We start from the raw sequence: 23,993 nt of genomic DNA, 5'->3' as shown, positions 1-23,993 counted from the left end.
TCGACGGCCCGGTCTTACGGGGGTTGGGCCATCCGGCGTGAAGGAGATCGGCATAATCTCTGGAATTCGGATGGGGAGGGGCGAACACGTGGACGAACGCGGGACCGGGCCACAGGCACGTCAGTGCCCGGAATGCGGCGCGCCGAGGGGGGCGGACAACACCCCCTCGTGCGCCTGCGGGCAGCGGGCGTCCGACGCTCTGCGCGACGCCCGGTCGGCGGAGCAGGCCGCGGTGGAGGACTTCGACCCGCTGCGCATCCGGCCCTACGTGGAACTGGAGGACACCGCGAACGCACCCGCCGCGCGACCCACCGGGAGCGGGCGGCACGCGCGGCGCCCGCAGGGCGACACGCCCGGCGCCGGGGCCGCCGGCGGCGCGGGTGCGCGCGCGGCGGCCGGGTCCGCAGACGCGGTCGACGAGACGATGGCACTGCGCGCGGTGGCGCCGTCCCCGCGGACGCCGGCCCCCCAGCCGCCGGGCGCCCTGGACGCCTCCGGTGCCGCACCCGCGGGAACGGCGGCCGAGGCGGCCGGAACGACGGCGCCCGCCCGAACCCCCGATGCCGCCGGGCCGGCCGGAGCCGTCGAGGAGACGATGGCTCTGCGCGCCGTGCCCCCGTCCCCGTCTCCGCGGCAGCCGGGTCCGACTGCCGCCGCGGATGTCCCGGACGCGACTGCCGTGCTCCCGGCCCCGCTTGCGCCGCCGGTGAGCCCGCCGAACGCGACGGACCTGAGCCTGTTCGAGGGAGCGGGAGCGGCTCCCGGCCGCGGTGCGGACCTGTACGGCCTCGACGGGCGGACCCGGGGCCGGCGCGGCCGGAAGGACCGTGCGCGCCGCCGCGGCGTCGTGCTGGGCGTGAGCGGGGCGGTCGCGGGGGTCGTGGCGGTGGCGGGCCTGGCGAGCGGGCTGTTCTCGTACGAGTCGCCGTCCCGGGACGACGCCGCGTCGAAGGACGTGCGGGCGGCCGTGCCGGACACCACGACGAGCGCGGCGCAGGAGCCGGCGTCGCCGACGGCATCGACCGCGTCGGCGAGTGCCTCCTCGGCGTCCCCGTCGCCGTCCTCGTCCAGCGCGTCGCCCTCGGCGTCCCCGTCGGAGTCGGCGTCGGAGTCGAACGGGTCACCGGCCCCGTCCCGGTCGGCGCCGTCCAGTCCGGACCCGGCGGTGACGGCGTCGACGTCGACCGCGACGGCGAGCGAGCCCGCTCCAGCCCTGGGGCCGTCGACCGAGGCCCCGGTGCTGCGTCGCGGCGACAAGGGCCCGGAGGTCACCGAGCTGCAACTGCGCCTGCGTGAGCTCCGCCTGTACGGGGGCGACGTCAACGGCCGCTTCAACGGCAAGGTGGAGGACGCCGTGGGCCGCTACCAGCGGGCCCGTGGGATCCGCTCGGACCCCCTGGGCGTGTACGGGCCGGAGACGCGGTCGATGCTGGAGGCGGAGACGCGGGAGCCCTGACGCGGCGGCGCATCGCCGCGCGGGCGAGGACGCGGTGATCCGCGGGGCGTCGCGCGGTGCGGACGCCGGTGCTTCGGCCGGCCGGTCGCGGAACCCGGTCCGCGGGCGCCCGGCGCGTCCCGTCCGGGGCTCCGTCCGTGGGCCCGTGCCGGGCGCCTGGTCAGGCCACGTGCAGCCGCAGGGCGGCGCCGTCCGTGTCGGCCTCGACGCGCACGTGGGTCAGGTCCGCCACCCACGCGTCGGGCCGGTAGGCCCGTGCCCGCGGCCCCACGCCCACGACGCGCATCCCGGCGGCCCGTCCCGCGGCGATCCCCGCTCCGGAGTCCTCGAACACCACGCAGTCCTCCGCGGCGGCCCCCAGCTCCGCCGCCCCCTTCAGGAAGCCCTCGGGGTCCGGCTTGCTGGCCCCGACGGACTCGGCGGTCACCCGCACGTCCGGCAGCGGCAGCCCCGCCGCGGCCATGCGCGCCGTCGACAGCGCCACGTCGGCGGAGGTCACCAGCGCGTGCGGCACCACCGAGGAGGTCAGCGAGGCCAGGAACTCCGGTGCCCCCGGCACCGGCACGACGCCGTCCATGTCGGCGGTCTCCTCGGCCAGCATGCGTGCGTTCTCGGCGAGGTTCTGCTGCATGGGCCGATGGGGCAGCAGCACCGCCATGGTGGCGTACCCCTGCCGTCCGTGGACGACCTTGAGCACCTCGTCGCCGTCGAGTCCGTTCCGCTCCGCCCAACGGCGCCAGATGCGCTCCACGACGGCGTCGGAGTCGACCAGCGTGCCGTCCATGTCGAGCAACAGGGCACGGGCGGTGAGAACGGTGGACGCGGCGGTGGCCGTCATCGGCAGCTCCGGGAATCTCGTGACGGGGATCAGCGGGTCGGGCCGGCCGGGCCCCGCGGGGACAAGGCGGCCCCGCCCGCCGGTCAGGGAGAACGAACGGGGACCACTTTGTTCCCCTACGGTACAAAACAATTCCGGCATCCCGCCACCGCCGCCGCGGATCGTTCACCCACCGTTCGGCTCGACGGCACCGGGAGCACCCTCACCCCGCGACCGCCTCCCACAGGCTCCACGCGCCGAGGCCCAGCATCAGCAGCGCCGCGATCCTGGTGATCAGCGGCAGCGGGACCCGCCTCATCAGCGCCTTCCCACCGACGATGCCCAGGCCGGCCACCGCCCACAGGGCCAGCACCGCACCGAGGCCGACGGAGAGCGGATCGTCGTAGCGCGCCGCGAGGTTGGCCGTCATGATCTGCGTGAGGTCGCCGAACTCGGCGACGAGGATGAGCATGAAGCCGGCCCCGGCGACCTTGGCGAAGGTCTGGTTCTCCGGCCTGCGGATCTCCTCGTCACCCTCGCCCTTCCCCCTCAGGAGCACCACGGCCCCACCCAGGAACAGCACGCCGGTGAGCGCGTGCACGACCTGCCGCGGCAGCAACGTCAGCACACTGCCGGCGGCCACCGCCAGCGTGACGTGCAGCGCGAACGCGGCGGCGACGCCGGCGAAGACATAGGAGGCCCGGTAGCGGGTGCCGAGCACGAGGCCGGCGAGCGCGGTCTTGTCGGGCAGTTCGGCAAGGAAGACGACGCCGAAGACGAGCGCCGAGACGGTGATGCTGACCAAGGTTCCTCGATCGGTCGGGGCCGCCCCACCGAGAGTGCTGCACACCACGCGCGGACGCCTCGGCACGGCAGCACACTCGGGCGCCCGCACCGAGGGGCGCGGGCGTGCACTGCTGGCCGAAGGTCTCGCTGACGGAATCCGCGATTCCGCCCCCGGGCGCCGGCTCAGCGCGAGCTGAGCAGTGTGTCGACGGTCCGGCGAAGAGCTACTCCCCTTCAACGCCGCCCATCGTACGCGACAAAAAGTTCGAGCCTCAACCTTGTCATGTCATGAACGCGACATTACTTTCTCACCCGGCGCACATCTCCCCGCAATACGGCGCCGCGAGCATTCCCCTCGCTCGTGCTCCAACACCCCCACTGCCCAAGGGAGTTCGCACATGCCGAAGTTCTACGCGCGTCGACGGTCGGGCATACTCGCCGCCCTCACCGGGCTCATCGCCTCCGCCGCCCTCTTCAACTCCCCGAGCGCCTCCGCCGCCCTCCCGACCCCGATCAGCGCCTCCACCGCCCGCACCTATCTCGCCCGACTCACCGTGGCCGCCGAGGACCGCACGGGCTACGACCGCGACCTGTTCCCGCACTGGATCACCATCAGCGGCAGCTGCAACACCCGCGAGACGGTCCTCGCGCGCGACGGCGCGAACGTCGTGACCAACTCCTCCTGCTACCCCACCAGCGGCCGCTGGTACTCCCCCTACGACGGCGCCACCTGGACCGCCGCCTCCGACCTCGACATCGACCACCTGGTCCCGCTCGCCGAGGCCTGGGACTCCGGCGCCGACGGGTGGACCACGGCGCAGCGGAAGGCCTTCGCCAACGACCTGACCCGGCCCCAGCTCATCGCCGTGACCGACAACGTCAACCAGGCAAAGGGCGACAAGGACCCGGCCCAGTGGATGCCGTCGCGCACCGCCTACCGCTGCACCTACGCGCGCGCCTGGGTGCAGGTGAAGTACTCCTACGACCTGTCGGTCGACTCCGCCGAGAAGACGGCCCTGCAGAACCACCTCGCGAACTGCTGACGGGCCGCGGACGTCCGGGATCTCCCCTTCCTCCGTCATCGTTCCGTACCGTACGGGCGACGGAGGAGGGGATCGCATGGCCGGACTGCGCCTGGGACCACTGCTGAGGTACACCGACGGCTCGTCCGCGACCGTGTGGGTCGAGACGAGCCGTCCCTGCACCGCCGAGGTGCGCGGCGCCGGCGGCGCCGGCGGCACGGCCCGCACCTTCCAGGTGGCGGGCCACCACTACGCACTGGTGACCGTGACCGGCCTGACGGCCGGCACGGCGACGGCGTACGAGGTCCTCCTCGACGGCGCCCGGGTCTGGCCGCCACCGGACTCCCGCTTCCCGCCCTCCGTCATCCGGACGCCGGGCGGGGACGGTCCGCTCCGCGTCTCCTTCGGTTCCTGCCGCTGGGCCGCCCGGCCGGCGACCGAGAAGGACCCGGCCGGGCCCGACGCACTGGGCGCGCTGGCCTCGCGGCTCGCCGCCGCGCCCGAGGGCGAACACCCCGACCTCCTGGTGCTGCTGGGCGACCAGGTGTACGCCGACGAGACCTCCCCGGCGATCCGCCGGCGGCTGGCCGCCCGCCGCGACCCGTCCGACCCGCCGGGCGGCGAGGTCGCGGACTACGAGGAGTACACCTGGCTCTACCACGAGTCCTGGCTCGACCCGGAGGTGCGCTGGCTGCTGTCCACCGTGCCGTCCGTGATGATCTTCGATGACCACGACGTCATCGACGACTGGAACACCTCCGCCGCCTGGCTCGCGGACATGCGGGCCACCGACTGGTGGCGGGAGCGGCTGCTGAGCGGGCTGATGTCGTACTGGGTGCACCAGCACCTCGGCAACCTCTCCCCGGCCGAGCTGGACGCCGACCCGCTCTTCGCCGCCGTGCGCGGCACCCCCGACGCCACCGAGACCCTGCGCGCCTTCGCCGCCGCCGCGGACGCCGACCCGTCCACGGCGCGCTGGAGCCACCGGCGCGACATCGGCCGCCTCCGGCTGCTCATGGTGGACACACGGGCGGCGCGGGTGCTGGAGGAGCAACGGCGCGCGATGCTCACCCCCGGCGAGGCGGCATGGCTGCGCGAGCAGGCGCTGGACCGGCCGGACTCCTGCGATCACCTGCTGGTCGGCACCTCGCTGCCGTGGCTGCTGCCGCACCTCGTGCACGACGTCGAGACCTGGAGCGCGGCGCTGTGCCTGGGCGGGAAGGGGGCCCGCTGGGCGCGCTTCGGGGAGCGGCTGCGGCGGCGGGCCGATCTGGAGCACTGGGCGGCGTTCCCGGCGTCCTTCGCGGCGCTGGCGGAACTGCTCGCCGAGGCCGGTTCGGGGCCGGACGCCCCGGCGACGGTGTGCGTGCTGTCGGGGGACGTGCACCACGCGTACACGGCCGAGCCGGCCTGGCCGGACGGCCGGGCCCCCGACGCCCGCGTGGTGCAGCTGACCTGCTCACCCGTGCACAACGCGGCCCCCGCGGCGATGCGGCTGGGCTTCCGCTTCGGGTGGAGCGCGGCGGCGCGGGCGCTGGGTCGCCGGCTCGCGCGGCACGGCGGCGGCCCGCGTCCGCCGGTGAACTGGCGCAGGACCGGCGGCCCCTGGTTCGGCAACCAGCTGATGACGCTGACGCTGCGCGGGCGTTCGGCCGTGCTGACGCTGGAACAGGCGCAGCCGAACGGCACGCTGCGCACGGTGGCGGAGTCCACCCTCGGTGATGGAGCTTGAAGTTGCAAGTAACAGTAAGGCATGCCTAACCTGAGCACTCATTCGGTAGCGATCAGAACCGAAGGAGTCACCCCCGCATGACCGGACGCCTCGACCGCGCCCTCCCCTATGTCCTCGCCCTCTTCCGCATCGTCGTCGGACTGCTCTTCGCCTGCCACGGCGCCGCCTCGCTCTTCGGCGTCCTCGGCGGCGCCGCGGGCACCGACGGAGGCACGATCACGGCCGGCGCCTGGCCGGGCTGGTACGCCGCCGTGATCCAGCTGCTCGGCGGCGGCCTGGTGCTGCTCGGCCTGGGCACCCGCGCGGCGGCACTGCTCGCCTCGGGCTCCATGGCGTACGCCTACTTCGACGTGCACCAGCCGACGGCGCTGTGGCCGCTCCAGAACGGAGGCGAGGCCTCCGCTCTGTTCTGCTGGGCCTTCTTCCTGCTGATGTTCACCGGCTCGGGAGCCTTCGGCCTGGACCGCCTGCCGGCCCGGCGCGCCGGACGGGCCGCGGATCCGGCCTCGGAGCGGACGCCGGTGGCCGTCTGACGCTCCGCCGGGCGTCGAGCCCCGCGGACGGCCGCCCGGCTCCGAGCCGGAACCCCATGCCCTGCCGCCCGCCCCATGCCGGAACCCCATGCCCCGCCGCCCGGCCCGCGCGAGGGCCCGATGCACGGCCGCCCACCCCCTCCAGGGCACCGCGGGCGACCGCTCCGGCGGGGCCGCCCGACGGCTTCTCCGGATCCCACCAGCCCCCGGGGCCCCTCCGCCCCACCTCCCGCGTACCCTGGGTGGCTGTCACAGGCCGCTCCTGCCGCTCCCCGCGACACCGCGGCTCGGTACGGCCCACGGGGGATACGGGGAGTCAGCGGTGCTGGAGAGTCTCGGACAGGTCGGCGCACTGACCGGCAGTCCATGGATCTACGCGGTGGTGGCCGCCTCGGTGCTGCTGGACGTCTTCGTACCGATCCTGCCGAGCGGCGTCCTCGTCATCGCGGCGGCGACCGCCGCGGCAGCAGGCACCGGGGCGGCGGCGGGCACGGATGCGGCCCGGGACCAGGTCCCCTCCGCCCTGTTCCTGATCCTGTCCGCCGCGACCGCGTCGGTGCTGGGCGACCTCGCGGTCTACCGCCTCGCCTGGCGCGGCGGCCCCCGCCTGGACCGCGCCCTCGCCCGCTCCCGCCGGCTGCGCGCCGCACAGGAACGTCTCGGCACGGCACTGACCAGAGGCGGCGGCGCGCTGGTCGTCCTGGCCCGGTTCGCCCCTGCCGGCCGCTCCGTCGTCTCCCTGACCGCGGGCGCGGCCCGCCGCCGGGCCCGCGACTTCCTCCCCTGGTCCGCTCTGGCGGGCCTGTCCTGGGCCGCCTACAGCACCGCCCTCGGCTACTTCGGCGCCCAATGGCTGGGGACCAGATGGCTGGCGACGGCGGTGTCCCTGGGCGCGCTCTTCGCGGCCGGGGCGGGCGCGACGTACCTGATGCGCCGCAGGCCCGCGGTCGCGGGCTGAGCACTCCCCCGGACCCGCCGGGCCGGGCCGTCCGCCGTCCGGGGCGCACCGACGCGGACGGCCGCGCGAGCTTCCCCGCGCCATTTCACCGCCCTGCCGAACAGCGGCGGGCGTCGCCCCCGTGCACACCGCCGAGTGGGCCGACCCCGGACCGGGGCGACCGGACCGGGCTGGTGACGGATCCCTGCGACGTATCCCTGTGACGGCAATCCGCCGGACCGGGACCGTCGCCCGTGCACGCCGGCCGCGCGGCCCGGCGGGTCCGGCGGGTCCGGCGGGTCCGGCGGGTCCGGCGGGTCCGGCGGGTCCGGCGACACGAACGACCCGCCGGGTTCCCGTCACGACCGGACGCCGGCGCCCCGTATCTCCAGCCCGTCCAGCAACTCCGCCGTGGCCTCGGCGATCGCGTCCACCGCCCGTTCGAACACCTCCCGGTTGTGGGCGGCCGGCGCCCGGAAACCGGACACCTTCCGCACGTACTGCAGGGCCGCTGCCCGAATCTCCTCCTCCGTCGCCTCCTCGGGCAACGCAGGCGGACGAAGAGTCTTGATGCTCCGGCACATGCCCCCAGTCTCGCGCGCACCACCGACAGCCGCCCTCCCCAGCCGACCGAACACCTGCGATGATCACTGCCGAGGCGGCCACCGACCACGGGGCCGACCGACGAACAAGGAGCCACCCAGCATGGCGCACGACAAACTCACCATCGCCGTCCTCGGCCCCGGAGGCATCGGCGGCCTGCTCGCCGCCCTCCTCGCCCGTGCCGGCCACCGCGTGGTCTGCCTGGCCGGAGACGAGACCGCGGCGGCCCTGGACGCGCACGGAATCCGCGTCCGCAGCGGCCGGTTCGGCGACTTCACGGTACGCACGCAGGCCGCCACCACACTGCGCGAACCGGTCGACGCCGCCCTCGTCACCGTCAAGCACACCACCCTCGACACCGCCCTCGACCGCCTGCCCGCCGCGGCACTCGGCGACGCCCTCGTCGTACCGTTCCTGAACGGCGTCGAGCACCCGGACGTACTGCGCACCCGCTACCCGGCCGACCGGGTCGCCCCGGCCGTCATCCGGGCGGAGTCGACCCGCGTCGCGCCCGGCGTCATCGACCACGGCAGCCCGTTCGCCGAGATCGACCTGGCCGGCGACACCGTGCCGCGCGACCGGCTGGAGAGGCTCGCTCGGGCCCTGTCGGAGGCGGGCCCGACGACCCGTGTGCTCGACGACGAGACGGCGGCCCTGTGGGCGAAGATGTCGTTCCTCGCACCGTTCGCCCTGCTCACCACCCGCCACGGCGTCCCGATCGGCGACATCCGCACCCGGTACCGCGACGAGCTGACCGCCCTGGTGGAGGAGACCGCGGCGGTCAGCGGCGCCTGCGGCGGACCCGCGGACCCGGCCGGGGCCCTCGCCCGCTACGACGCCTTCCCGCCGGGGACGAAGTCCTCCATGCAGCGCGACGCCGAGGCGGGCCGCCCGCTGGAACTCGACGCGATCGGCGGGGCGTTGCTCCGCGCGGCGCAGCGGCACGGGGTGGCCGTGCCGGTGACCGCACGGCTGGTGCGGGACCTCACCCGCTGACATCCCGCACGCCCCTCGGCCGGGGACGTCCCGCACGGCTCCCCGGCTGAGGGCGCCGACCGCGACCGCTCCCGCCGGACGGCGCAGCGGGGGGCGTCGGCGACCTGGGGCGCCGCGGGGTGCGCCGGGGCGACGCGCCGTGGGGTGGCGTGCGGCGGCGCGAACCGAGGCGCCCTGGCCGCGTTCCGGCATCCCCGCGTTCCGGCGGCATCCCCCGCATGCCGCCGGAGCGGGCCGCGCCTGTGGCGCGCGCCGGGGCCGCCCGTCCGAGAGGTGCAGGCGTCCGGTGGCCGACGCCGCCCCGCCCCGCTGTACCGCCGGGCTGCCGCAGTACCCGCCGCTCGCGCCGTACCGCGGTTCTTCGCGGCGGCGCCGACCCCTGTCCCGGCGTTCCGGAGCGGACCCGCCACAGGGAGCCGCCGGAGAGGGGGACGACCCGGCTCGCTCACTCGTTCGCATGAACCGGAGGAACGGACTCGCCTTGCAAAATCGAACAGGCGTAGCATTGGCGCGTGGCTGCGACCTACGACTTCCCCAGTGATCTCCGGGCCGGCCAGGAGGAGCTGCATCAGGTCCGGGCCGAGCTGTCGGCCCTGCTGAAGCGGCTCCCCTGGTCGGTGGAGCCGCTGGACGGCTTCAGCGACACCGACGGCTGGCGCAAGGTGGAACGTCCCGCCTCCCCCGGCTGGACGCCGGACGAGCAGGCCGAGGTCGAGAAGCTCCGGCGCCGCGAACACGAACTCGCGGTCTTCGTCAGCACCCACCGCTTCTGGTCGGAGGTCGCCGCCGACAGCCGGGTGGAAGCCCGCATGCGCCTCAAGCACGCACACGGGACCCCGCCCGGCGACGACGACACGGACCAGCGGCCTACGAACGGCGGCCCAGGAGCCCCGTCATCTCCTTGATCTCGGCGTTCTGCGCGCTGACGACGGCTCCGGCCAGCACCTTGGCGGGCCCGTAACGGCCCTGGTCCTGCTCGGACCTGGCCATGTCCACCGCACCCTTGTGGTGCTCGATCATCAGGCTCAGGAACTGGGTGTCGAAGTCCTCGCCGGAAGCCTTCTCCAGCTTCGCCATGTCCTGACCGCCCATCATGCCGGGCATGCCCGGCATGGCCGAGGCGCCCTGCGGCACGTCCTCGCCCCACACGGTCAACCAGCCGCTCATGGTCGTGATCTCCGGGTCCTGGCCCGCGCGGATGCGCGACGCGAGGTCCTGGACCTGCGCGGAGGAGGCCCGCCCGGCGGCGAGCTCGGCCATCCGCAGCGCCTGGCGGTGGTGCGGGATCATGCCCTGCGCGAAGGCGACGTCCTGGGCGTTGTGCGCCGCCTCGGCGGGCGCGGCCGACGCGGAGGGAGCCGCCGCGACACGCTCCTCCTGCCCGCTGCCGCAGGCGGCGAGCAGGGCGGCGGCGGTCACGGCGACCGCGGCGAGGCCCGCACGGCGGGCGAGGGTACGGGTGCTGCTGATGTTGCTCATGGGTGTTCGGTTCCACATCCCGCGGGCAGGGCATCCGGGCACGGCGAAGACACCCCTGACGGCCGAAGGCGAGAGGGAGACGTCAGGCCCGCCCGGCGACCGGAGGCACGAACGCCCTCAGCAGGTCCGTTCGCGGAGCCGGCTCCAGGTTCCCACCGCCTCGCGCCACGGCGGTCGGCGCTCTTGTACCGACGGCACGCTCCTCGGCCGCGCGTACTCCGTGAAGGGCGTCGCCCGGTTCACGCAGGAGGCCGGGTTCCGGGAACGGGGAGTTGCCGCGCCGCGGAGGCGAGGTGAGGGCGGCCGGGAGTCGGCTCCCGAGCATTCCCCGAATGATCTGCGGAGGCCCCCCGCGGAAAACGCGGGGGGCCTCTGTCCTGGGTGGGCGCGGACGGTTTCGAACCGCCGACATCCTGCTTGTAAGGCAGGCGCTCTACCCCTGAGCTACGCACCCGAGAACGAGTCGACAGCCTACATTGCCGGGGGCGGTCCTCCGCAAACCCCGGACGGCAGACGGCAGGGGGGATAACCCCCGGGCGGATCAGGTGGTCCGTCGGATCCCGGGACCGTGCCGCGGTCCCTAACGTCGAGGGGAGACGCACCACCGCAGGAGTGCGCAGCCCAGGGGGAGATCATCGTCATGGCCCGTTCCTTTTCCGCCCGCGCCGTCGCCGTCGCCGCCCTGGCCGCCGTGCTCGCCGCAGGGGCCACCGGCTGCGGGGCCTCCCCCGGCGACGACAAGGACCCCGACCACCGGACCTTCGCCCTGCAGGGCAGCACCCTCACCGTCGACTCCGACGACTCGGCGCTGGAGATCGTCGCCGCGGGCGGGAACGCGGCGGGGCAGGTGCGCGTGACCCGCTGGTTCGCGGGGTCGGTGCTGGTCGGGTCGGGGCCGAAGGTGTCCTGGTCCCTGAAGGACGACCGGCTGGTGCTGCGGGTGCACTGCTCCGGGTTCGTCGCCGACTGCGCCGCCCGGCACCGGATCGAGGTGCCCCGCGGCGTCGCCGTCACCGTGGAGGACGGGGACGGCAGCGTGCGGGCGCGCGGGTTCCGGGACGCGCTCAGCATCCGCACCGGCGACGGTTCCGTGCACGTCACCGACACCAGTGGTCCGCTGACGCTGCGCACCGGCGACGGATCGGTGCACGCCGAGGTCGCCTCGCGGGACGTCAGCACGCACACCGGGGACGGTTCGGTACGGGTGGAGCTGAGTGCCGTACCGGACCGGGTGGAGGCCGTCAGCGGGGACGGGTCGGTGACGCTCTCCGTGCCCCGCGCCACCTACCGGGTGTCCGCGTCGAGCGGCGACGGCCGCGTGCGGGTGTCCGTGCCGCGGGACGACTCCAGCCCGCACCGGGTGTCCGTGCGCACCGGCGACGGCGGAATCACCGTGCGCACGGCGAACTGAACGGCCCGTGTGTTCGTCTTCAACCGGTGGGAGAATGACACCTGGCCGGGCCGAACACTGCACGGGAGAGGGATGTGACGGCGACACCATCGCAGCCGTACTCGTCGCCGTCGATGCCGTACGCGCGCGCCGCGCGGGACGCGCTCGTCCTGATGGGGCTGCCGCTCGTGGCCGCCCTCGCGCTTCCCGCCGCGTTCGCGGGCGGCGGCACCCGGCGCTGGTTCGGCGGACGCGCGGAGAGCCAGCGGGCGGAGGCGCAGGCCGCGAAGGACGCCGCGGCGGCCGCCTTCTACGAGCTGGACACCGCCCAGCGGGATCTGCGGATCTCGGTGGAGACGATCACCGCCGTCGACAACTCGCCCCCCGCCCGCCGCGCCGTCGCCGATTTCGAGGCGCTCGGGCGGCGTATCGACGAGGTCAGCCACCAGTACATCTCCGCCGTGGACGCGCACGACCTCGACCGGGACGACCTGGAAGCCTCGGCCGCCGCCCGGGCGCGGACCGACCTGACCCGGGCCAAGGACGAACTGGAGCGGGTCAAGGGGGAGCTGGACCGTTTCGCCGGCGGGCTCGGCCCGCTGCTCGGGAAGGCCGAGACGCAGCTCGCCCGCGTGGCCCCCGCCGTGGAGCGGGCCCGGCAGGGGCTGCTCGCCGCGTCCGACGCCCTCGACGCCGCACGGCAGTCGGGGCTGCGGGCCGACGACCTCGCGGCCCGGCTCGCCGCGCTGTCGCCCGAGCTGACCCGGCTCAACCAGGGCGCGGGGCAGCACGGCGTCACACCGACGCTGGAGCGGGCCGAACGGGTGGCGCGGGAGGCCGAGGCCATCCGGGTGGAGGCCGGGCGGCTGCCGGAGCAGGCCGCCGAGATCGACCACCGGCTGGTGTCGCTGCGCACCCGCGCGCAGGCGCTGACGACCCGCGCCGGGCAGGTCGAGCCCGTCCTCAGCGAGCTGCGGCGGCGGTTCGCGGCCGCGTGCTGGCAGGATCTGCAGCGGGTGCCCGAGCTGGCCGCGGAGAATGTGCGGCAGGCCGAGCGGAAGCTGGCGGAGGCGCGGGCCGCCCGCGAGGAGCAGCGGTGGCCGGACGCGACGGCGCTGCTGTCCACGGTGCGGGCCCTGCTGAACACCACCGACGAGGCCGTGTCCGCCGCCGGAGACCGGCTGAACAGGCTCAACGCGGTGCAGCGGGATCCGCAGCAGGAGATCGAGCGGACCCGGTTCGCGATCCGGGACGCACAGCGGCTGGCCATGGCGGGGCGGACGACGCCGGATCCGCGGCATGCGCGTCCACTGGACGAGTCGGTGGCCCGGCTGGACCGTGCCGTCGCCACACTGGAGAGCGGGCGGCATCCCGACTACTGGCACTTCCTCACCGAGACGGAGGCGGTGAGGGAGACGGTGGCGCGGGTGGTCGGGCAGATCCGCCAGGACCGGGGCACGGGCGCCGCCCACTGAGCTGCCGCGCGCGGGCCGCACCCGGTTAACCTGTGCGCATGCCTCGCTATGAGTACCGCTGCCGTACCTGCGGCGACACCTTCGAGATGAGCCGTCCGATGGCGGAGTCCTCCGCCCCCGCGAGCTGCCCCGCCGGGCACGACGACACGGTGAAGCTGCTGTCGACGGTGGCCGTCGGCGGCACGGCGGCCGCGTCCGCCGCCCCGGCGCCCGGGACCGGCGGCGGGGGCGGCTGCTGCGGAGGCGGCTGCTGCGGCTGACGCCGGGACGGCCCGCGGGGGCCGGGCGCCTGCCGCCCGCCCCCCGGCCCGGGGGCGGTCTACCCCTGCGGGCGGGAGGCCCTCAGGAACTCCCTGAGGATGCGCTCCCCCGCCAGTACGCCCCGCTCCGGCAGGGTGGTGATCCGCGGTGCCGTCCAGCCCGCGTCGGCGAGTTCGCCGTGGCCGGGGCGCCAGCCCCGGTCGGCGGCCAGGAGCAGGTCGGCGTCGAGGAGGGAGTCGCCGGCCGCCAGTGTCAGGTCGGCGCCCGTGCGGCGGGCGACCTCGCGCACGGCGGCGCTCTTCGTCAGCGGCTTCGGTACGGCGTAGATCTTGCGGCCCTGGAGGGACACGGTCCAGCCGCGGGGCTCCGCCCAGGCGCCGAGTTCCTTCACCCATTCCTCGGGCAGCAGTTCGCGCTCGACGACCAGGTAGGCGAAGAGGTCCTCGGCGACGCGGTGCTTGCGCACCCACGCCGGGTCGGCCGTGGTCGTCAGGTGGTGCCGCACCTCGGCCAGCGGCGCGCACTCGGCGGCCAGCCGGGCGGTGACCGTCGCGTGCCAGTCGCCGTCCGAGACCCCGTCGACCAGCAGATGGCCGCCGTTGGCGCAGATCGCGTACGTGGGCGCCGGGCCCGGCAGGTTGATGCGCAGGTACTGCTTGCGGGTACGGGTCGTGGTCGGGACGAACACCGCGGTGTCGATGAGATCCGTCAGCAGCTGTGCCGACGTCTCCGTCATGAACGACAGCGGTCTGCTCTCGTGGACCTCGACGCACAGCAGCCGCGGGGCCCGCGCGTCCGGCATGGTCAGGGCCAGGGCCGCCGCGGAGTAGATCAGCGTACGGTCGAGGTCGCTCGCCACCAGCACCGGCATCAGACGTTCACCGCCCTGCCGTCCGCACCGGTCGCGCCGCGCGTGAACCGGGGGTGGATCAGGCCGACGCAGGTGTACGGCAGGCCGGCGACCTCCTCGACGGGGACGCCGCGCTGCTCGGCGAGCAGCCGGACGTGGTCCAGGTCGGCGCCCGCCCCGGCACGGGCCAGGATCTTCCATGGCACGCGGCGCAGCAGGACGCGGGTGGTCTCACCGACTCCGGGCTTGATGAGGTTGACGTCGTGGATGCCGTACTCCTCGCTGATCCGCTCGACGGCGGCCCAGCCCTCCCAGGTGGGGGTGCGGTCACCGGCCCGGAGTTCCTTGACCGCGGCGTCCACGCTGTCGGCGACCTCGGGGAAGCGGGCGCAGACGGCGTCGAGGAAGGCCGCGGAGACGTCGGCGTCGGCGAGTTCGCGGTAGAACTTGGCGCCGTGGAAGTCGTGCGGGCCGACCAGGTCGGTGCGGAGCACGGTGCGGGAGATCAGGCCGGAGACGGTGGAGTTGAGGCAGGCGGAGGGGATGAGGAAGTCCTCCCGGGTGCCGTAGGTGCGCACGCAGGAGCCCGGGTCGGCGAGGACCGCGATCTCCGGATCGAAGCCGGTGGTGCCGTCGCCGGCCGCGAACTCGGCAAGGGCGTCGGCGAGTTCGCGGGTGATGGCGCCCTTGCCGGTCCAGCCGTCGACGAAGACGACGTCGGCGGGGTCGTGGTGGGCGGCCAGCCAGCGCAGCGCGTTGGCGTCGATGCCCCTGCCGCGCACGATGGAGACGGCGTAGTGCGGCAGGTCGAGGCCGTGGCGGTGCCGTGCCCACCGGCGCATCAGGACGCCGACGGGGGTGCCGGCGCGGGCCAGGGAGACCAGGACCGGCCGGGGGGAGCGTTCGGCGACGACGGTGTCGGTGACGACGCCGACGGCGTGGGCGAGGCGGCTCGCGGAGGCCTCCAGGGCGGTGCGGAACAGCTCCTGGTACTGCTCGCTCGGCTGGTACTCCACCGGCAGCGACTCGGCGTAGTGGGCGCCGCCGCTCTGGATGGCCTCCTCGCGCTCCTCGGTCGGCGCCTCCAGCGTCACGTCCGAGAGGTCCTGGAGCAGCCAGCCGACCTCCTCGGGCGCGTACGAGGAGAAGGCGGGGCCGCGCAGGGGCTCGGGCAGCATGGTGGTTCCTGTTCCGGAAGGTGCGGCGGGGCGCGGCGGCCCCGGGACGTACGACGGCACGACCGCGAGCACGACGTGCGGGATGTGGGCGGCGAGCCGGTCGAGGAGGCCGCCGGGGGCGTGCAGGTGCGGGGTGTCCGCGGCGGAGTCGACGACGGCGACCACCGCGTCGAAGCCGGCGCCGGCCACGTTGTAGGCGTAGCGGTCTCCGGGGCCGTCGGCGGGGGTGTCGTGGGCGGGGAAGACCAGGCGGCTGCGGATCGCGTAGCCGGGGTCGTCGACGGCGAGGACGGGTGAGCGGGTGGTGGTGGAGTAGCGGACCTCGGTGCAGGTGATCTGCTCCAGCTCGCGCGCGAGCCTGAGCGGCGCGTACATCAGCTCCTCGCAGCCGAGGACGTGGACCCGGCGTGCGCCCTTCGGCAGCGCCTCGGCCAGGCGCGCGGCCATCGCGGGCAGCGCGCTCTCCAGGCGTGCCCGGTGGCGCGGGGTGAAGCCGTGCCGGCCTCCGTCGGGCAGGCCGTGCGGCCAGTGCAGGTCCACCCGTGCCACGTGGCCGCGGGGCCGCCCCGACGCGTCCCCGCCGGCCGGGTGCGGGTCCTCGGGGCCGTCGAAGGCCTGCGGCCCCGCGGGGCCGCTCTCGTGGGCGGCGACCAGCCGTCGTCCCTGCTCCAGCACCCCCTCCGGCAGTCGTACGGTGCCCGAGGCCGCCGCCACCAGGTCGACGCGGGCGCCGAGCTCCCGGGCGAAGTCCTCCAGGCGGGCCGCGTCGGCGGCCGAGCGCATGTCGACGAGGGCGACGACCACGTACCGGCCGCGCGGGTAGCGGGCGTGCAGGTCGCGGACGGTGTTGAGGACCGTGTTGCCGGTGGAGAACTCGTCGTCGACGAGGACGAGCGGTCCGTCGCCGGCGAGCAGGGCCGCGTCCTCGGGCAGCAGCAGGTGGGAGGTGGCGTGCGAGTGGGACTCCTCGAAGCCGCCGGCCGGATCGACACCGGGGACGGGACGGCGGGTGGAGTGCAGGTAGGGGGCGGTGGCGAGGCCGTCGGCGACGGCGTGGCCGAGGCCGGTGGCGGTCTCCGCGTAGCCGAGGACGACGGCGCGGTCCGATTCGTCCGCGCCGAGCAGGTCACGCACCCGGCGGCCGAGGGCGAGGCCGTGGCCGTAGACGACGGAGGGGGACTGCGGGACGTGCTTGCCGAGGACGTTCGACACGAGCAGATGGGCCCGCTTGGGGTTGCGGCGCAGTGCGAGGCCCAGCAGTCCGGTCAGCCGGGCGTCGCCGACGAGCTCGACCCCGAGCCGCTCGGCGACCCAGCTGCCGGACCAGACCCCGTTGTTCTCTGCTTTGTTCATGATCCCTTGTCGTGTTCAGTCGGGTATCCCGGCGGCGAGCAGGTCCACGAAACTGATGTCCTCGTGCGCGACACCGAAGACCTCCGCACGCAGCATGGTCCGCTCCGCCCAGGCGCGGTGCGGCTTCACCTCGTTCATCTTGTTCGTGTACTGCGACCTGAGCACTCCCCCGCCGCCGCGCTCGGGGTGCAGGATGTCGGCGGCGTCGCTGTACTCCTCGTGGCTGACGACGGACAGCGCGTGCACCGCGGGGACGTGCGAGGGGTGGATGCAGGTCTTGCCGAGCAGGCCGTTGGCATGGTCGAGGGAGATCTCCCGCAGCAGTCCGTCCATGGCGTGCTCGATCAGTGCCTCGCGGAGCTCGACGGCCTGCCCCTCCAGGAAGGGGCTGGTGCGCAGCATCGGCTTGAACAGGCGCTCGGGGACGCGGAAGTACTCCCACACCGGGCCGGTCACGGTGAAGCCGGTGCCGTCGGCGCGGCCCAGCATGTTGACGACGTCGGCGATGACGGAGGCGACGATCTGGACGTCGTAGGCCGTCATGTCGGGGGCTCTGCGCAGGCCGTAGGAGGAGCAGAAGTCGGTGACGCCGAGGCGGAGCGCGAGGACCCGGTCGCGGTACTTGTCGACGGCGCGGAAGACACCCTCCAGGGTGTCGAAGCGGGACTCGCGGTACAGCAGCTCCGGCGACTCCAGGACCGGCATGGCGAACAGGCGCCGTCCGCAGGCGGCCTCGGCGGTGGCGAGGGCCTCCAGGAAGGGGATGCCGCGCTCCTCGGTGAACTTCGGCAGCACGAATCCGGACAGGTGCCGGACCCCGGCGCCCAGGCGGTCGACGAGGTCGGGGATCTGCTCGGGCGTGCGGACGCGGATGAAGAGCAGTGGCAGTGCGGTGCCGGCGCCGTCGAGGTCGGCGAACTGGCGGACGAGGTTCTCCTCGCCGTGCACGACGTCCGCGTCGTCGATGGAGTCCTCCAGGCACAGCACCATCGAGACGACGCCGTTCGCGGCCTGCCTGACGATGTCGTCGGCGAGCCGGGGCCGGGTGGCCGGGCTGTACAGCGTGGCGCCGAGGGCGGCGGAGAGCAGCCGGGTCGGGGAGTCGGCCGTGAAGGAGCAGGGCTCCTGGTGGAAGAGGCGGCGGCGCACCTCAGGGGCGATGTGCCCGAAATGACGCATGAAACTCTCCCCCGTGGTGCTGAGCGGGGCCGGAGGACCGGCCGATGACGTGTCGATGGGTGGCCGGTAATAGTACGTAGGGAGCTGTGTCCTGAGTTCCCGGTGGGCATGAATTTCCGGTTACGCGGCCGGGCACGGGCTGTGCCGGAGCTGTGCCCGCACCGTACCCCCGCGTTGTCGTGACCAGGACCGAGAGGGCAGGATGACCGCATGACGCACGCGATGCTGAAAGGGTCGAACGTCCCGCTGGAAGCGGGCACGGTGCGCGCCGTGCTGCGCTGGGCGGCAGAGCAGGAGGTTCCGGATGTGGACGCCTCCGCGCTGCTTCTGGGCCCCGACGGTCGTGTGCGCTCCGACGAGGACTTCGTCTTCTACAACCAGCCCCGGCATCCGTCGGGGAAGGTGTGGCGGCTGGGCAAGAAGCGGCTGGCGGAGGGGCTCACCGACACCGTCCAGGCGGATCTCGCGGGTGTCGAGTCCGAGGTCGGCCGGATCCTGTTGGTCGCCTCGGCGGACGGAGTCGCCTTCGAACGGGTCCGGGAGCTGTGCATCCTGCTGTACGACGCCGGCGCCGCCGGTGACGAGCCGCTGGCGTACTTCGACATCAGGCCGGAGACGGGCCGCGAGACGGCGCTGATCTGCGGGGAGCTGTACCGGCGCGGCGAGGGCTGGAAGTTCCGCGCGCTGGGCGAGGGCTACTCCAACGGGCTGAAGGGGCTGGCGACCGACTTCGGGATCTCGGTGGACGAGTCGGAGGCGGAGGAGGGGCCCGAGGCGGTGGGCGAGCCGTCGGCGCCGGAGACCTCCCGGCCGCTGCCGCCGGAGGAGCCCGCCGGGGTGCCGGCGCAGGCGGGCCTGCCGGCCTACGGCTATCCGCAGGCTGCGGCGGACGTCGCGCCGTCCTCCGCGGTGCCGACGGCGCCGGTGCAGCCCGTGCACGGCCATCCGGCTCCCCAGCCCGCCTACGGCTATCCGCAGCCGGCGGTGGGCGGCGCGTCCGGGTACGGGTACCCGCCGGCGGCGGCAGCCCAGGGGCCGGACGCGGAGTTCCGGCTGCCGCCGCAGGGGCCGCAGTTCATGGGGCGCTAGCGGTCTGGTTCTTGTAGCCCCGGCCCCACTGCAGACCCCACCCGTAGAGCCGGTCCAGTTCGGCCTGGAAGCCGTAGACGAACGTCACCTCGCGGCGCACGATCAGCTCGTCCTTGACGTTCTCGATCAGTACGACGGCGCAGGAGCGAGCCTGCGGGTGACGCTCGTCCAAGCCGATCTCGATGCGGGGCCCGTTGCTGGGGTAGAGGGTGACGATGGCGTGCGTGCGGTCGAAGGCCGGTGTCTGGTCGTAGATGTACACGAAGACGAGCAGCCGTTTGATCTTCTCGCGGTGGTCGAGGTTGACGTAGATCGTCTCGCCGGACGCGGAGCCGAACCGGTCGTCGCCGCTGAGCTTGACGTAGGGCGGCGCGTTGACGTCGCCGAGGAGGTTGCCCAGCGGCTGCACGACGCCCTTGGTGCCGTCGGCCAGCTCGTACAGGCAGCCCAGGTCCAGGTCGACGTTGACCATGCTCTGGCTGTGGCCGACGACCTCCGGCGGCTTGAGCGCCTTGAAGGGGTGGCGCAGCAGGCTCTCGCGCTGCATGCCGCCCATGTCGGAGGTGCGCATCCGCCAGGTCAGGTTGATGCGCAGGTTGCCCGTGGCGGCACCCTGCTTGGTGAGGGAGACCGTGCGGTGCCGTTTGGTGAGCTCGATGGCGTTGGTGGCCGCGCTGCCGGAGTCGAAGTCGGCTGCGCGCCCGCCCAGCAGCCCGTCGAAGATGCCCATTCCCGCCCCCAGGTGCAGTTGTCGAAAAGACCGGCGGGGCGACCGGAAGGACACGTCCGTCCCTCATGGCCGCCCCGCAACGAAGCGTTCCCTCAGCCGGGCTGCGGTCACACCCCGGACGAGACCTCAGCCTTCTCGTCCGAGCCCTCCGCTTTTCCCTCCTCGGCCTCCAGCGCGCGGTTGCGGCGGACGGAGGACCAGAAGGACCAGGCGATCAGGACCACGCCGACGAGTCCGGTGATGACCTCGTTGATCTCGTACTGGATGGTGACCATGAGGATGGCCGCCAGGGCGCCGATGGCGTAGTGGGCGCCGTGCTCCAGGTAGACGTAGTCGTCGAGGGTGCCCTGGCGGACCAGGTAGACCGTGAGCGACCGGACGTACATCGCGCCGATACCGAGGCCGAGCGCCATCAGGACGATGTCGTTGGTGATGGCGAAGGCGCCGATGACCCCGTCGAAGGAGAAGGACGCGTCCAGGACCTCCAGGTAGAGGAACATGAAGAACGCGGCCTGGCCGGCCAGCTTGACCGCGGAGCGTGGTCTGCCGGTGCGGGCGGCCTCTTCCTCCTCCTCGTGCTCCCGTTCCTCGTCCTCCTCCAGTCTGTCCTCGAAGTAGCCGGAGAGCCCGCCGACGACCATGTAGGTGATCAGGCCGGCGATGCCGGCGATGAGTACCGTCTGGGCCTTGTCGACGTGTGCGCCGCCGTGCTGGTGGGCCTGGGTGGCGAAGGTGAAGGAGGTGATCAGCAGGACGATCAGCGCGATGCAGACCGACAGCATGTCGACCTTGCCGAGCTTGGCCAGGGGCCGCTCGATCCAGCGCAGCCACTGGATGTCCCGGTCCTCGAAGATGAAGTCGAGGAAGATCATGAGCAAGAACATGCCGCCGAAGGCCGCGATCGCCGGGTGCGCGTCGGTGACCAGTTCCTGGTAGCGGTCCTTGTTGTTGAGCGCTAGGTCGACGGCCTCGACGGGGCCCATCTTGGCGCTGATCGCGACGATGACGACGGGGAAGACCAGTCGCATGCCGAAGACCGCGATGAGGACGCCCACCGTGAGGAAGATCTTCTGCCAGAAGGCATTCATCTTCTTCAGGATTCCGGCGTTGACGACCGCGTTGTCGAACGACAGCGAGATCTCGAGGACGGAGAGGATCGCCACGATGCCGAAGGCTTCCCACCCCCCGTAGAAGACCGCTGCGACCAGGCCGAGCGCGGTGACCGCGAACGACCAGCCGAAGGTTTTCAGAAGCACTGGCTACCCAATCCTGTGTCGGGGGTCCCTCCCAGACGGAGTCTGGGGGAGGGTCTCCCCCGCGCCGCACTCGGCTTTACTCGATGTTGACGTTGCGAGGAGAGTCTACGGTGAGGCTCGCCGGACCGGGAGGCCGGTCCGGCGGCCCGTTGCCGGTGCGACACGGGCGATCAGTGCGGGGCGGCGGCGGAGGCGCCCTTTACGAGACGTTTACCCCGAAGTCCAGGGCGATGCCCCGCAGCCCGGACGCGTATCCCTGCCCCACCGCACGGAACTTCCACTCGCCCTGGTAGCGGTAGACCTCGCCGAAGATCATGGCCGTCTCACCGGAGGCGTCCTCGCTGAGGTCGTAGCGCGCGAGCTCCTGGCCGTCGGCCTGGTTGACCACGCGGATGAAGGCATTGCTGACCTGCCCGAAGGTCTGGCCACGCTCGTCGGCCATGTGGATCGAGACCGGGAAGACGATCTTCTCGCACTGGGGCGGCACCTTGGCCAGGTCGATGAGGATCGACTCGTCGTCGCCCTCGCCCTCGCCGGTGAGGTTGTCACCCGTGTGCTCCACCGAGCCGTCGGGGCTCTTGAGCTGGTTGTAGAAGACGAACCACTCGTCGCCCAGGACGCGGTTGCCGCTGCCGAGGAGCAGCGCGCTGGCGTCGAGGTCGAACGCGGCCCCGGTGGTGGAGCGTGCGTCCCAGCCGAGCCCGATCATCACCTGGGTGAGATTCGGCGCGGCCTTGGACAGGGAGACGTTTCCTCCCTTGGCGAGCGTGACACCCATACTGCTGTCCCTCCCCGAAACGGTGTTCTGGTGCTGGCCCTGCGCGTCCGGCGCCGCACGCGGACCGTGCGGCGCCGGACGGTGAGACGCTGCGGCGTGGCTCAGACGTTCACGCCGAAGTCCTGCGCGATGCCGCGCAGGCCCGAGGCGTAGCCCTGGCCGATGGCGCGGAACTTCCACTCCGCGCCGTGCCGGTACAGCTCGCCGAAGACCATGGCGGTCTCGGTGGAGGCGTCCTCGCTCAGGTCGTAGCGGGCGATCTCCTGCTGGTTGGCCTGGTTGACCACGCGGATGAACGCGTTGCGCACCTGGCCGAAGGACTGCTGGCGGTTCTCGGCGTCGTAGATCGAGACCGGGAAGACGATCTTGTCGATGTCGGCCGGGACGCCCGCGAGGTTGACCTTGATCAACTCGTCGTCGCCCTCGCCCTCACCGGTGAGGTTGTCACCGGTGTGCTCGACCGAGCCGTCCGGGCTCTTGAGGTTGTTGAAGAAGACGAAGTGCTGGTCGGTGGCGACCTTGCCGGTGGTGTTCAACAGCAGCGCGCTGGCGTCGAGGTCGAAGTCCGTGCCGGTCGTGGTGCGCACGTCCCACCCCAGACCGACGTTGACCGCGGTCAGGCCGGGGGCCTCCTTCGTCAGCGATACGTTGCCGCCCTTGCTGAGGCTGACTCCCACGAGTCCTCCATTGGTGTCCTGGGGCGGGGAGCCCCGTCGTGCTGTGACATCGGATCAACGAAACGATCCTAGTGACGGGTTCCCGGACCCCGCAGGCCCCGGGGCCGAAGAATCACAGGGTGTCGAGTGCCTTGACGTACTCGTTCAGGTCCCGGGCGTCGGGCAGCTCGTTGACAACGGTCCAGCGGACCACGCCCTCCTTGTCGATCACGAAGGTGCCGCGCACGGCGCAGCCCTTGTCCTCGGCGAAGACACCGTAGGCGCGGGAGACCTCACCGTGCGGCCAGAAGTCGCTGAGCAACGGGTAGTCCAGCCCCTCCTGCTCGGCGAAGACGCGCAGGGTGTGGATGGAGTCGTTGGAGACGGCGAGGACCTGCGTGTCGCGGTCGGAGAACTGCGGGAGGTGGTCCCGCACCTCGCACAGCTCGCCGGTGCAGACGCCGGTGAAGGCGAAAGGATAGAAGAGCAGGACGACGTTCTTGCTGCCGCGGAAGTCGGACAGCCTGACGGTCGCGCCGTGGTTGTCCTTGAGCTCGAATTCGGGGGCCTTGTCGCCGACCTGGATGGCCATCGTGGTGGATGTCCCTTCGTGGGCTGTTCGGGTGGGAAACCGGGGAACAGCCTACGCAGCGGCGAGCGGCACCGGCGGACGGGCCGGCGCGGGCCGGCCCGTCCGGACGCCGTCCGAGGGGCGGGGCCCCCGCCGGTCGCGCCCGCCCGGGGCGGAGCGTCAGCGCTTGGACTTGGCCGCCTTGGGGGTCGCCAGCCTGCTGCCGCTCCAGTCCTTGCCGACACTGACGCTCTTGGACGCGGTCAGCCCGGCGGTCGTCGCGGCTTCCGAGATGTCACTCGGCTCCACGTACCCCGAACGGCCGGTCTTCGGCGTGAGGAGCAGGATCGCGCCGCCCTCTTCGATGTACGTGGTGGCATCCACCAGCGCATCCGTCAGGTCACCGTCGTCGTCACGGAACCACAGCACCACGGCGTCGGCCACGTCGTCGTAGTCCTCGTCCATCAGGTCGCCCTCGACGGCTTCCTCGATGGTCTGGCGGAGCTCCTGGTCGACGTCGTCGTCGTAGCCGATCTCCTGGACCACCTGCCCGGGCTGGAACCCCAGCCTGCCGGCAGGGTTCGTCCGCTCCTCCGCGTGGTCCGCGGTCGCGCTCACGGGTTGCCTCCTGATCATGTTTTCGGTCGGGTGCACCCCCTGCCCGCTCGGGAGCTCGGGGGATTCTCAGCCACGCGCGTGCGCGAAGCATTGGGCGTAGTCCACACGGGCGGGACGGATCGCGCAAGTACCCGGCGGTTCAGACCGCCGAAACGGTGACGATCCCGGCCGTGTCGCCGCAACCTCAGCCATGCCACCCCCGGACATAGTGACGTACACCACACCTTTCTGCCCCGTTTGCGGGACAG

24 protein-coding genes and 1 tRNA gene are annotated in these 23,993 nt (G+C 73.2%); 11 read left to right on the top strand and 14 right to left on the bottom strand.

Translation table 11 applies throughout. The annotated features are described in order from the left end of the window. Nucleotides 1–88 precede the first annotated feature (88 nt). Nucleotides 89–1,456: a peptidoglycan-binding domain-containing protein gene (locus JS756_RS12020; protein WP_307790525.1), complete on the top strand. Its 1,368-nt coding sequence runs from the start codon at nt 89–91 to the stop codon at nt 1,454–1,456. 160 nt (nt 1,457–1,616) lie between these two features. Here the strand turns inward: JS756_RS12020 and JS756_RS12015 are convergent, their stop codons facing one another. Further along, the gene (locus JS756_RS12015; RefSeq protein ID WP_205383037.1) at nt 1,617–2,294 is read right to left on the bottom strand and encodes an HAD-IA family hydrolase; all 678 of its coding nucleotides are present in this window, start codon (nt 2,292–2,294) and stop codon (nt 1,617–1,619) included. Between the two features lie 202 nt (nt 2,295–2,496). Beyond that, entirely contained in the window at nt 2,497–3,078 is a 582-nt protein-coding gene (locus tag JS756_RS12010; RefSeq protein WP_205383036.1) for a TMEM165/GDT1 family protein, read from the bottom strand. Nucleotides 3,079–3,457: 379 nt separating this feature from the next. On the opposite strand from JS756_RS12010, the gene JS756_RS12005 reads away from it, so the two are divergent. The 4 genes from JS756_RS12005 (at nt 3,458) to JS756_RS11990 (ending at nt 7,304) form a co-directional block, all read left to right on the top strand. Continuing rightward, nucleotides 3,458–4,102, top strand: a complete 645-nt coding sequence (locus tag JS756_RS12005) for an HNH endonuclease family protein (protein ID WP_205383035.1) — start codon at nt 3,458–3,460, stop codon at nt 4,100–4,102. Nucleotides 4,103–4,178: 76 nt separating this feature from the next. Next, nucleotides 4,179–5,813 (top strand): alkaline phosphatase D family protein, encoded by a 1,635-nt coding sequence (locus JS756_RS12000; protein ID WP_205383034.1) that lies wholly within the window; start codon nt 4,179–4,181, stop codon nt 5,811–5,813. A 77-nt stretch (nt 5,814–5,890) separates the two neighbouring features. Next, nucleotides 5,891–6,346 carry a DoxX family protein gene (locus JS756_RS11995; RefSeq protein ID WP_205383033.1) on the top strand — a complete coding sequence of 152 codons (456 nt, stop codon included), beginning with the start codon at nt 5,891–5,893 and terminating at the stop codon, nt 6,344–6,346. A 322-nt stretch (nt 6,347–6,668) separates the two neighbouring features. Then, the gene (locus JS756_RS11990) at nt 6,669–7,304 is read left to right on the top strand and encodes a DedA family protein (RefSeq protein WP_205383032.1); all 636 of its coding nucleotides are present in this window, start codon (nt 6,669–6,671) and stop codon (nt 7,302–7,304) included. A 338-nt stretch (nt 7,305–7,642) separates the two neighbouring features. Here the strand turns inward: JS756_RS11990 and JS756_RS11985 are convergent, their stop codons facing one another. Next, the gene (locus JS756_RS11985) at nt 7,643–7,867 is read right to left on the bottom strand and encodes a DUF2277 domain-containing protein (RefSeq protein WP_205383031.1); all 225 of its coding nucleotides are present in this window, start codon (nt 7,865–7,867) and stop codon (nt 7,643–7,645) included. Nucleotides 7,868–7,988: 121 nt separating this feature from the next. Here JS756_RS11985 and JS756_RS11980 point away from each other — a divergent pair, with 121 nt between their 5' ends. Further along, nucleotides 7,989–8,882: a ketopantoate reductase family protein gene (locus tag JS756_RS11980; protein WP_205383030.1), complete on the top strand. Its 894-nt coding sequence runs from the start codon at nt 7,989–7,991 to the stop codon at nt 8,880–8,882. Between the two features lie 512 nt (nt 8,883–9,394). Beyond that, nucleotides 9,395–9,787 carry a DUF8825 domain-containing protein gene (locus JS756_RS11975; protein ID WP_205383029.1) on the top strand — a complete coding sequence of 131 codons (393 nt, stop codon included), beginning with the start codon at nt 9,395–9,397 and terminating at the stop codon, nt 9,785–9,787. On the opposite strand, the gene JS756_RS11970 is transcribed toward JS756_RS11975, so the two are convergent. Then, nucleotides 9,750–10,352 (bottom strand): DUF305 domain-containing protein, encoded by a 603-nt coding sequence (locus JS756_RS11970; protein ID WP_438817306.1) that lies wholly within the window; start codon nt 10,350–10,352, stop codon nt 9,750–9,752. The two genes, JS756_RS11975 and JS756_RS11970, sit on opposite strands and share 38 nt — an antisense overlap. 391 nt (nt 10,353–10,743) lie before the next feature. Continuing rightward, a tRNA-Val gene (locus tag JS756_RS11965) sits at nt 10,744–10,815 on the bottom strand. Nucleotides 10,816–11,001: 186 nt separating this feature from the next. On the opposite strand from JS756_RS11965, the gene JS756_RS11960 reads away from it, so the two are divergent. The 3 genes from JS756_RS11960 (at nt 11,002) to JS756_RS11950 (ending at nt 13,486) form a co-directional block, all read left to right on the top strand. Beyond that, a complete protein-coding gene (locus tag JS756_RS11960) occupies nt 11,002–11,772 on the top strand; it encodes a DUF4097 family beta strand repeat-containing protein (protein WP_205383027.1) in 771 nt (256 codons plus the stop codon). A gap of 113 nt (nt 11,773–11,885) precedes the next feature. Continuing rightward, nucleotides 11,886–13,226: a hypothetical protein gene (locus JS756_RS11955; RefSeq protein WP_240203651.1), complete on the top strand. Its 1,341-nt coding sequence runs from the start codon at nt 11,886–11,888 to the stop codon at nt 13,224–13,226. A gap of 38 nt (nt 13,227–13,264) precedes the next feature. After that, nucleotides 13,265–13,486: an FmdB family zinc ribbon protein gene (locus tag JS756_RS11950; RefSeq protein ID WP_205383025.1), complete on the top strand. Its 222-nt coding sequence runs from the start codon at nt 13,265–13,267 to the stop codon at nt 13,484–13,486. Between the two features lie 59 nt (nt 13,487–13,545). Here JS756_RS11950 and JS756_RS11945 read toward each other — a convergent pair whose 3' ends face one another. The 3 genes from JS756_RS11945 to JS756_RS11935 are packed head-to-tail and all read right to left on the bottom strand — an operon-like array spanning nt 13,546 to nt 18,047. After that, complete coding sequence (locus JS756_RS11945; protein ID WP_205383024.1) at nt 13,546–14,358, bottom strand: HAD family hydrolase; 813 nt, start codon at nt 14,356–14,358, stop codon at nt 13,546–13,548. Further along, nucleotides 14,358–16,868, bottom strand: coding sequence for a phosphoribosyltransferase (locus JS756_RS11940; protein ID WP_205383023.1), 2,511 nt, complete (start codon nt 16,866–16,868; stop codon nt 14,358–14,360). The genes JS756_RS11945 and JS756_RS11940 overlap by 1 nt, the downstream gene beginning before the upstream one ends. 15 nt (nt 16,869–16,883) lie before the next feature. Then, entirely contained in the window at nt 16,884–18,047 is a 1,164-nt protein-coding gene (locus JS756_RS11935; RefSeq protein WP_205383022.1) for an HpcH/HpaI aldolase/citrate lyase family protein, read from the bottom strand. A 210-nt stretch (nt 18,048–18,257) separates the two neighbouring features. Here JS756_RS11935 and JS756_RS11930 point away from each other — a divergent pair, with 210 nt between their 5' ends. Next, entirely contained in the window at nt 18,258–19,136 is an 879-nt protein-coding gene (locus JS756_RS11930; protein ID WP_205383021.1) for a TerD family protein, read from the top strand. Here the strand turns inward: JS756_RS11930 and JS756_RS11925 are convergent. The 6 genes from JS756_RS11925 to JS756_RS11900 form a co-directional block, all read right to left on the bottom strand. Next, nucleotides 19,123–19,866: a TerD family protein gene (locus JS756_RS11925; RefSeq protein WP_205383020.1), complete on the bottom strand. Its 744-nt coding sequence runs from the start codon at nt 19,864–19,866 to the stop codon at nt 19,123–19,125. The two genes, JS756_RS11930 and JS756_RS11925, sit on opposite strands and share 14 nt — an antisense overlap. A 107-nt stretch (nt 19,867–19,973) precedes the next feature. Continuing rightward, a complete protein-coding gene (locus JS756_RS11920; protein WP_205383019.1) occupies nt 19,974–21,122 on the bottom strand; it encodes a DUF475 domain-containing protein in 1,149 nt (382 codons plus the stop codon). A 199-nt stretch (nt 21,123–21,321) separates the two neighbouring features. Then, nucleotides 21,322–21,900 (bottom strand): TerD family protein, encoded by a 579-nt coding sequence (locus JS756_RS11915; RefSeq protein ID WP_205383018.1) that lies wholly within the window; start codon nt 21,898–21,900, stop codon nt 21,322–21,324. Between the two features lie 101 nt (nt 21,901–22,001). After that, nucleotides 22,002–22,577: a TerD family protein gene (locus tag JS756_RS11910; RefSeq protein WP_205383017.1), complete on the bottom strand. Its 576-nt coding sequence runs from the start codon at nt 22,575–22,577 to the stop codon at nt 22,002–22,004. A gap of 112 nt (nt 22,578–22,689) precedes the next feature. Further along, nucleotides 22,690–23,148, bottom strand: coding sequence for a peroxiredoxin (locus JS756_RS11905; RefSeq protein ID WP_205383016.1), 459 nt, complete (start codon nt 23,146–23,148; stop codon nt 22,690–22,692). Between the two features lie 159 nt (nt 23,149–23,307). Further along, the gene (locus tag JS756_RS11900; RefSeq protein ID WP_205383015.1) at nt 23,308–23,745 is read right to left on the bottom strand and encodes a DUF3052 domain-containing protein; all 438 of its coding nucleotides are present in this window, start codon (nt 23,743–23,745) and stop codon (nt 23,308–23,310) included. Between the last annotated feature and the right edge of the window lie 248 nt (nt 23,746–23,993).

It is taken from the genome of Streptomyces actuosus (genome assembly GCF_016921115.1).
GTDB lineage: Bacteria > Actinomycetota > Actinomycetes > Streptomycetales > Streptomycetaceae > Streptomyces > Streptomyces actuosus_A.
The sequence above is the reverse complement of the archived record's forward strand: the minus strand, read 5'-3'. Positions and strand labels throughout refer to the sequence as shown.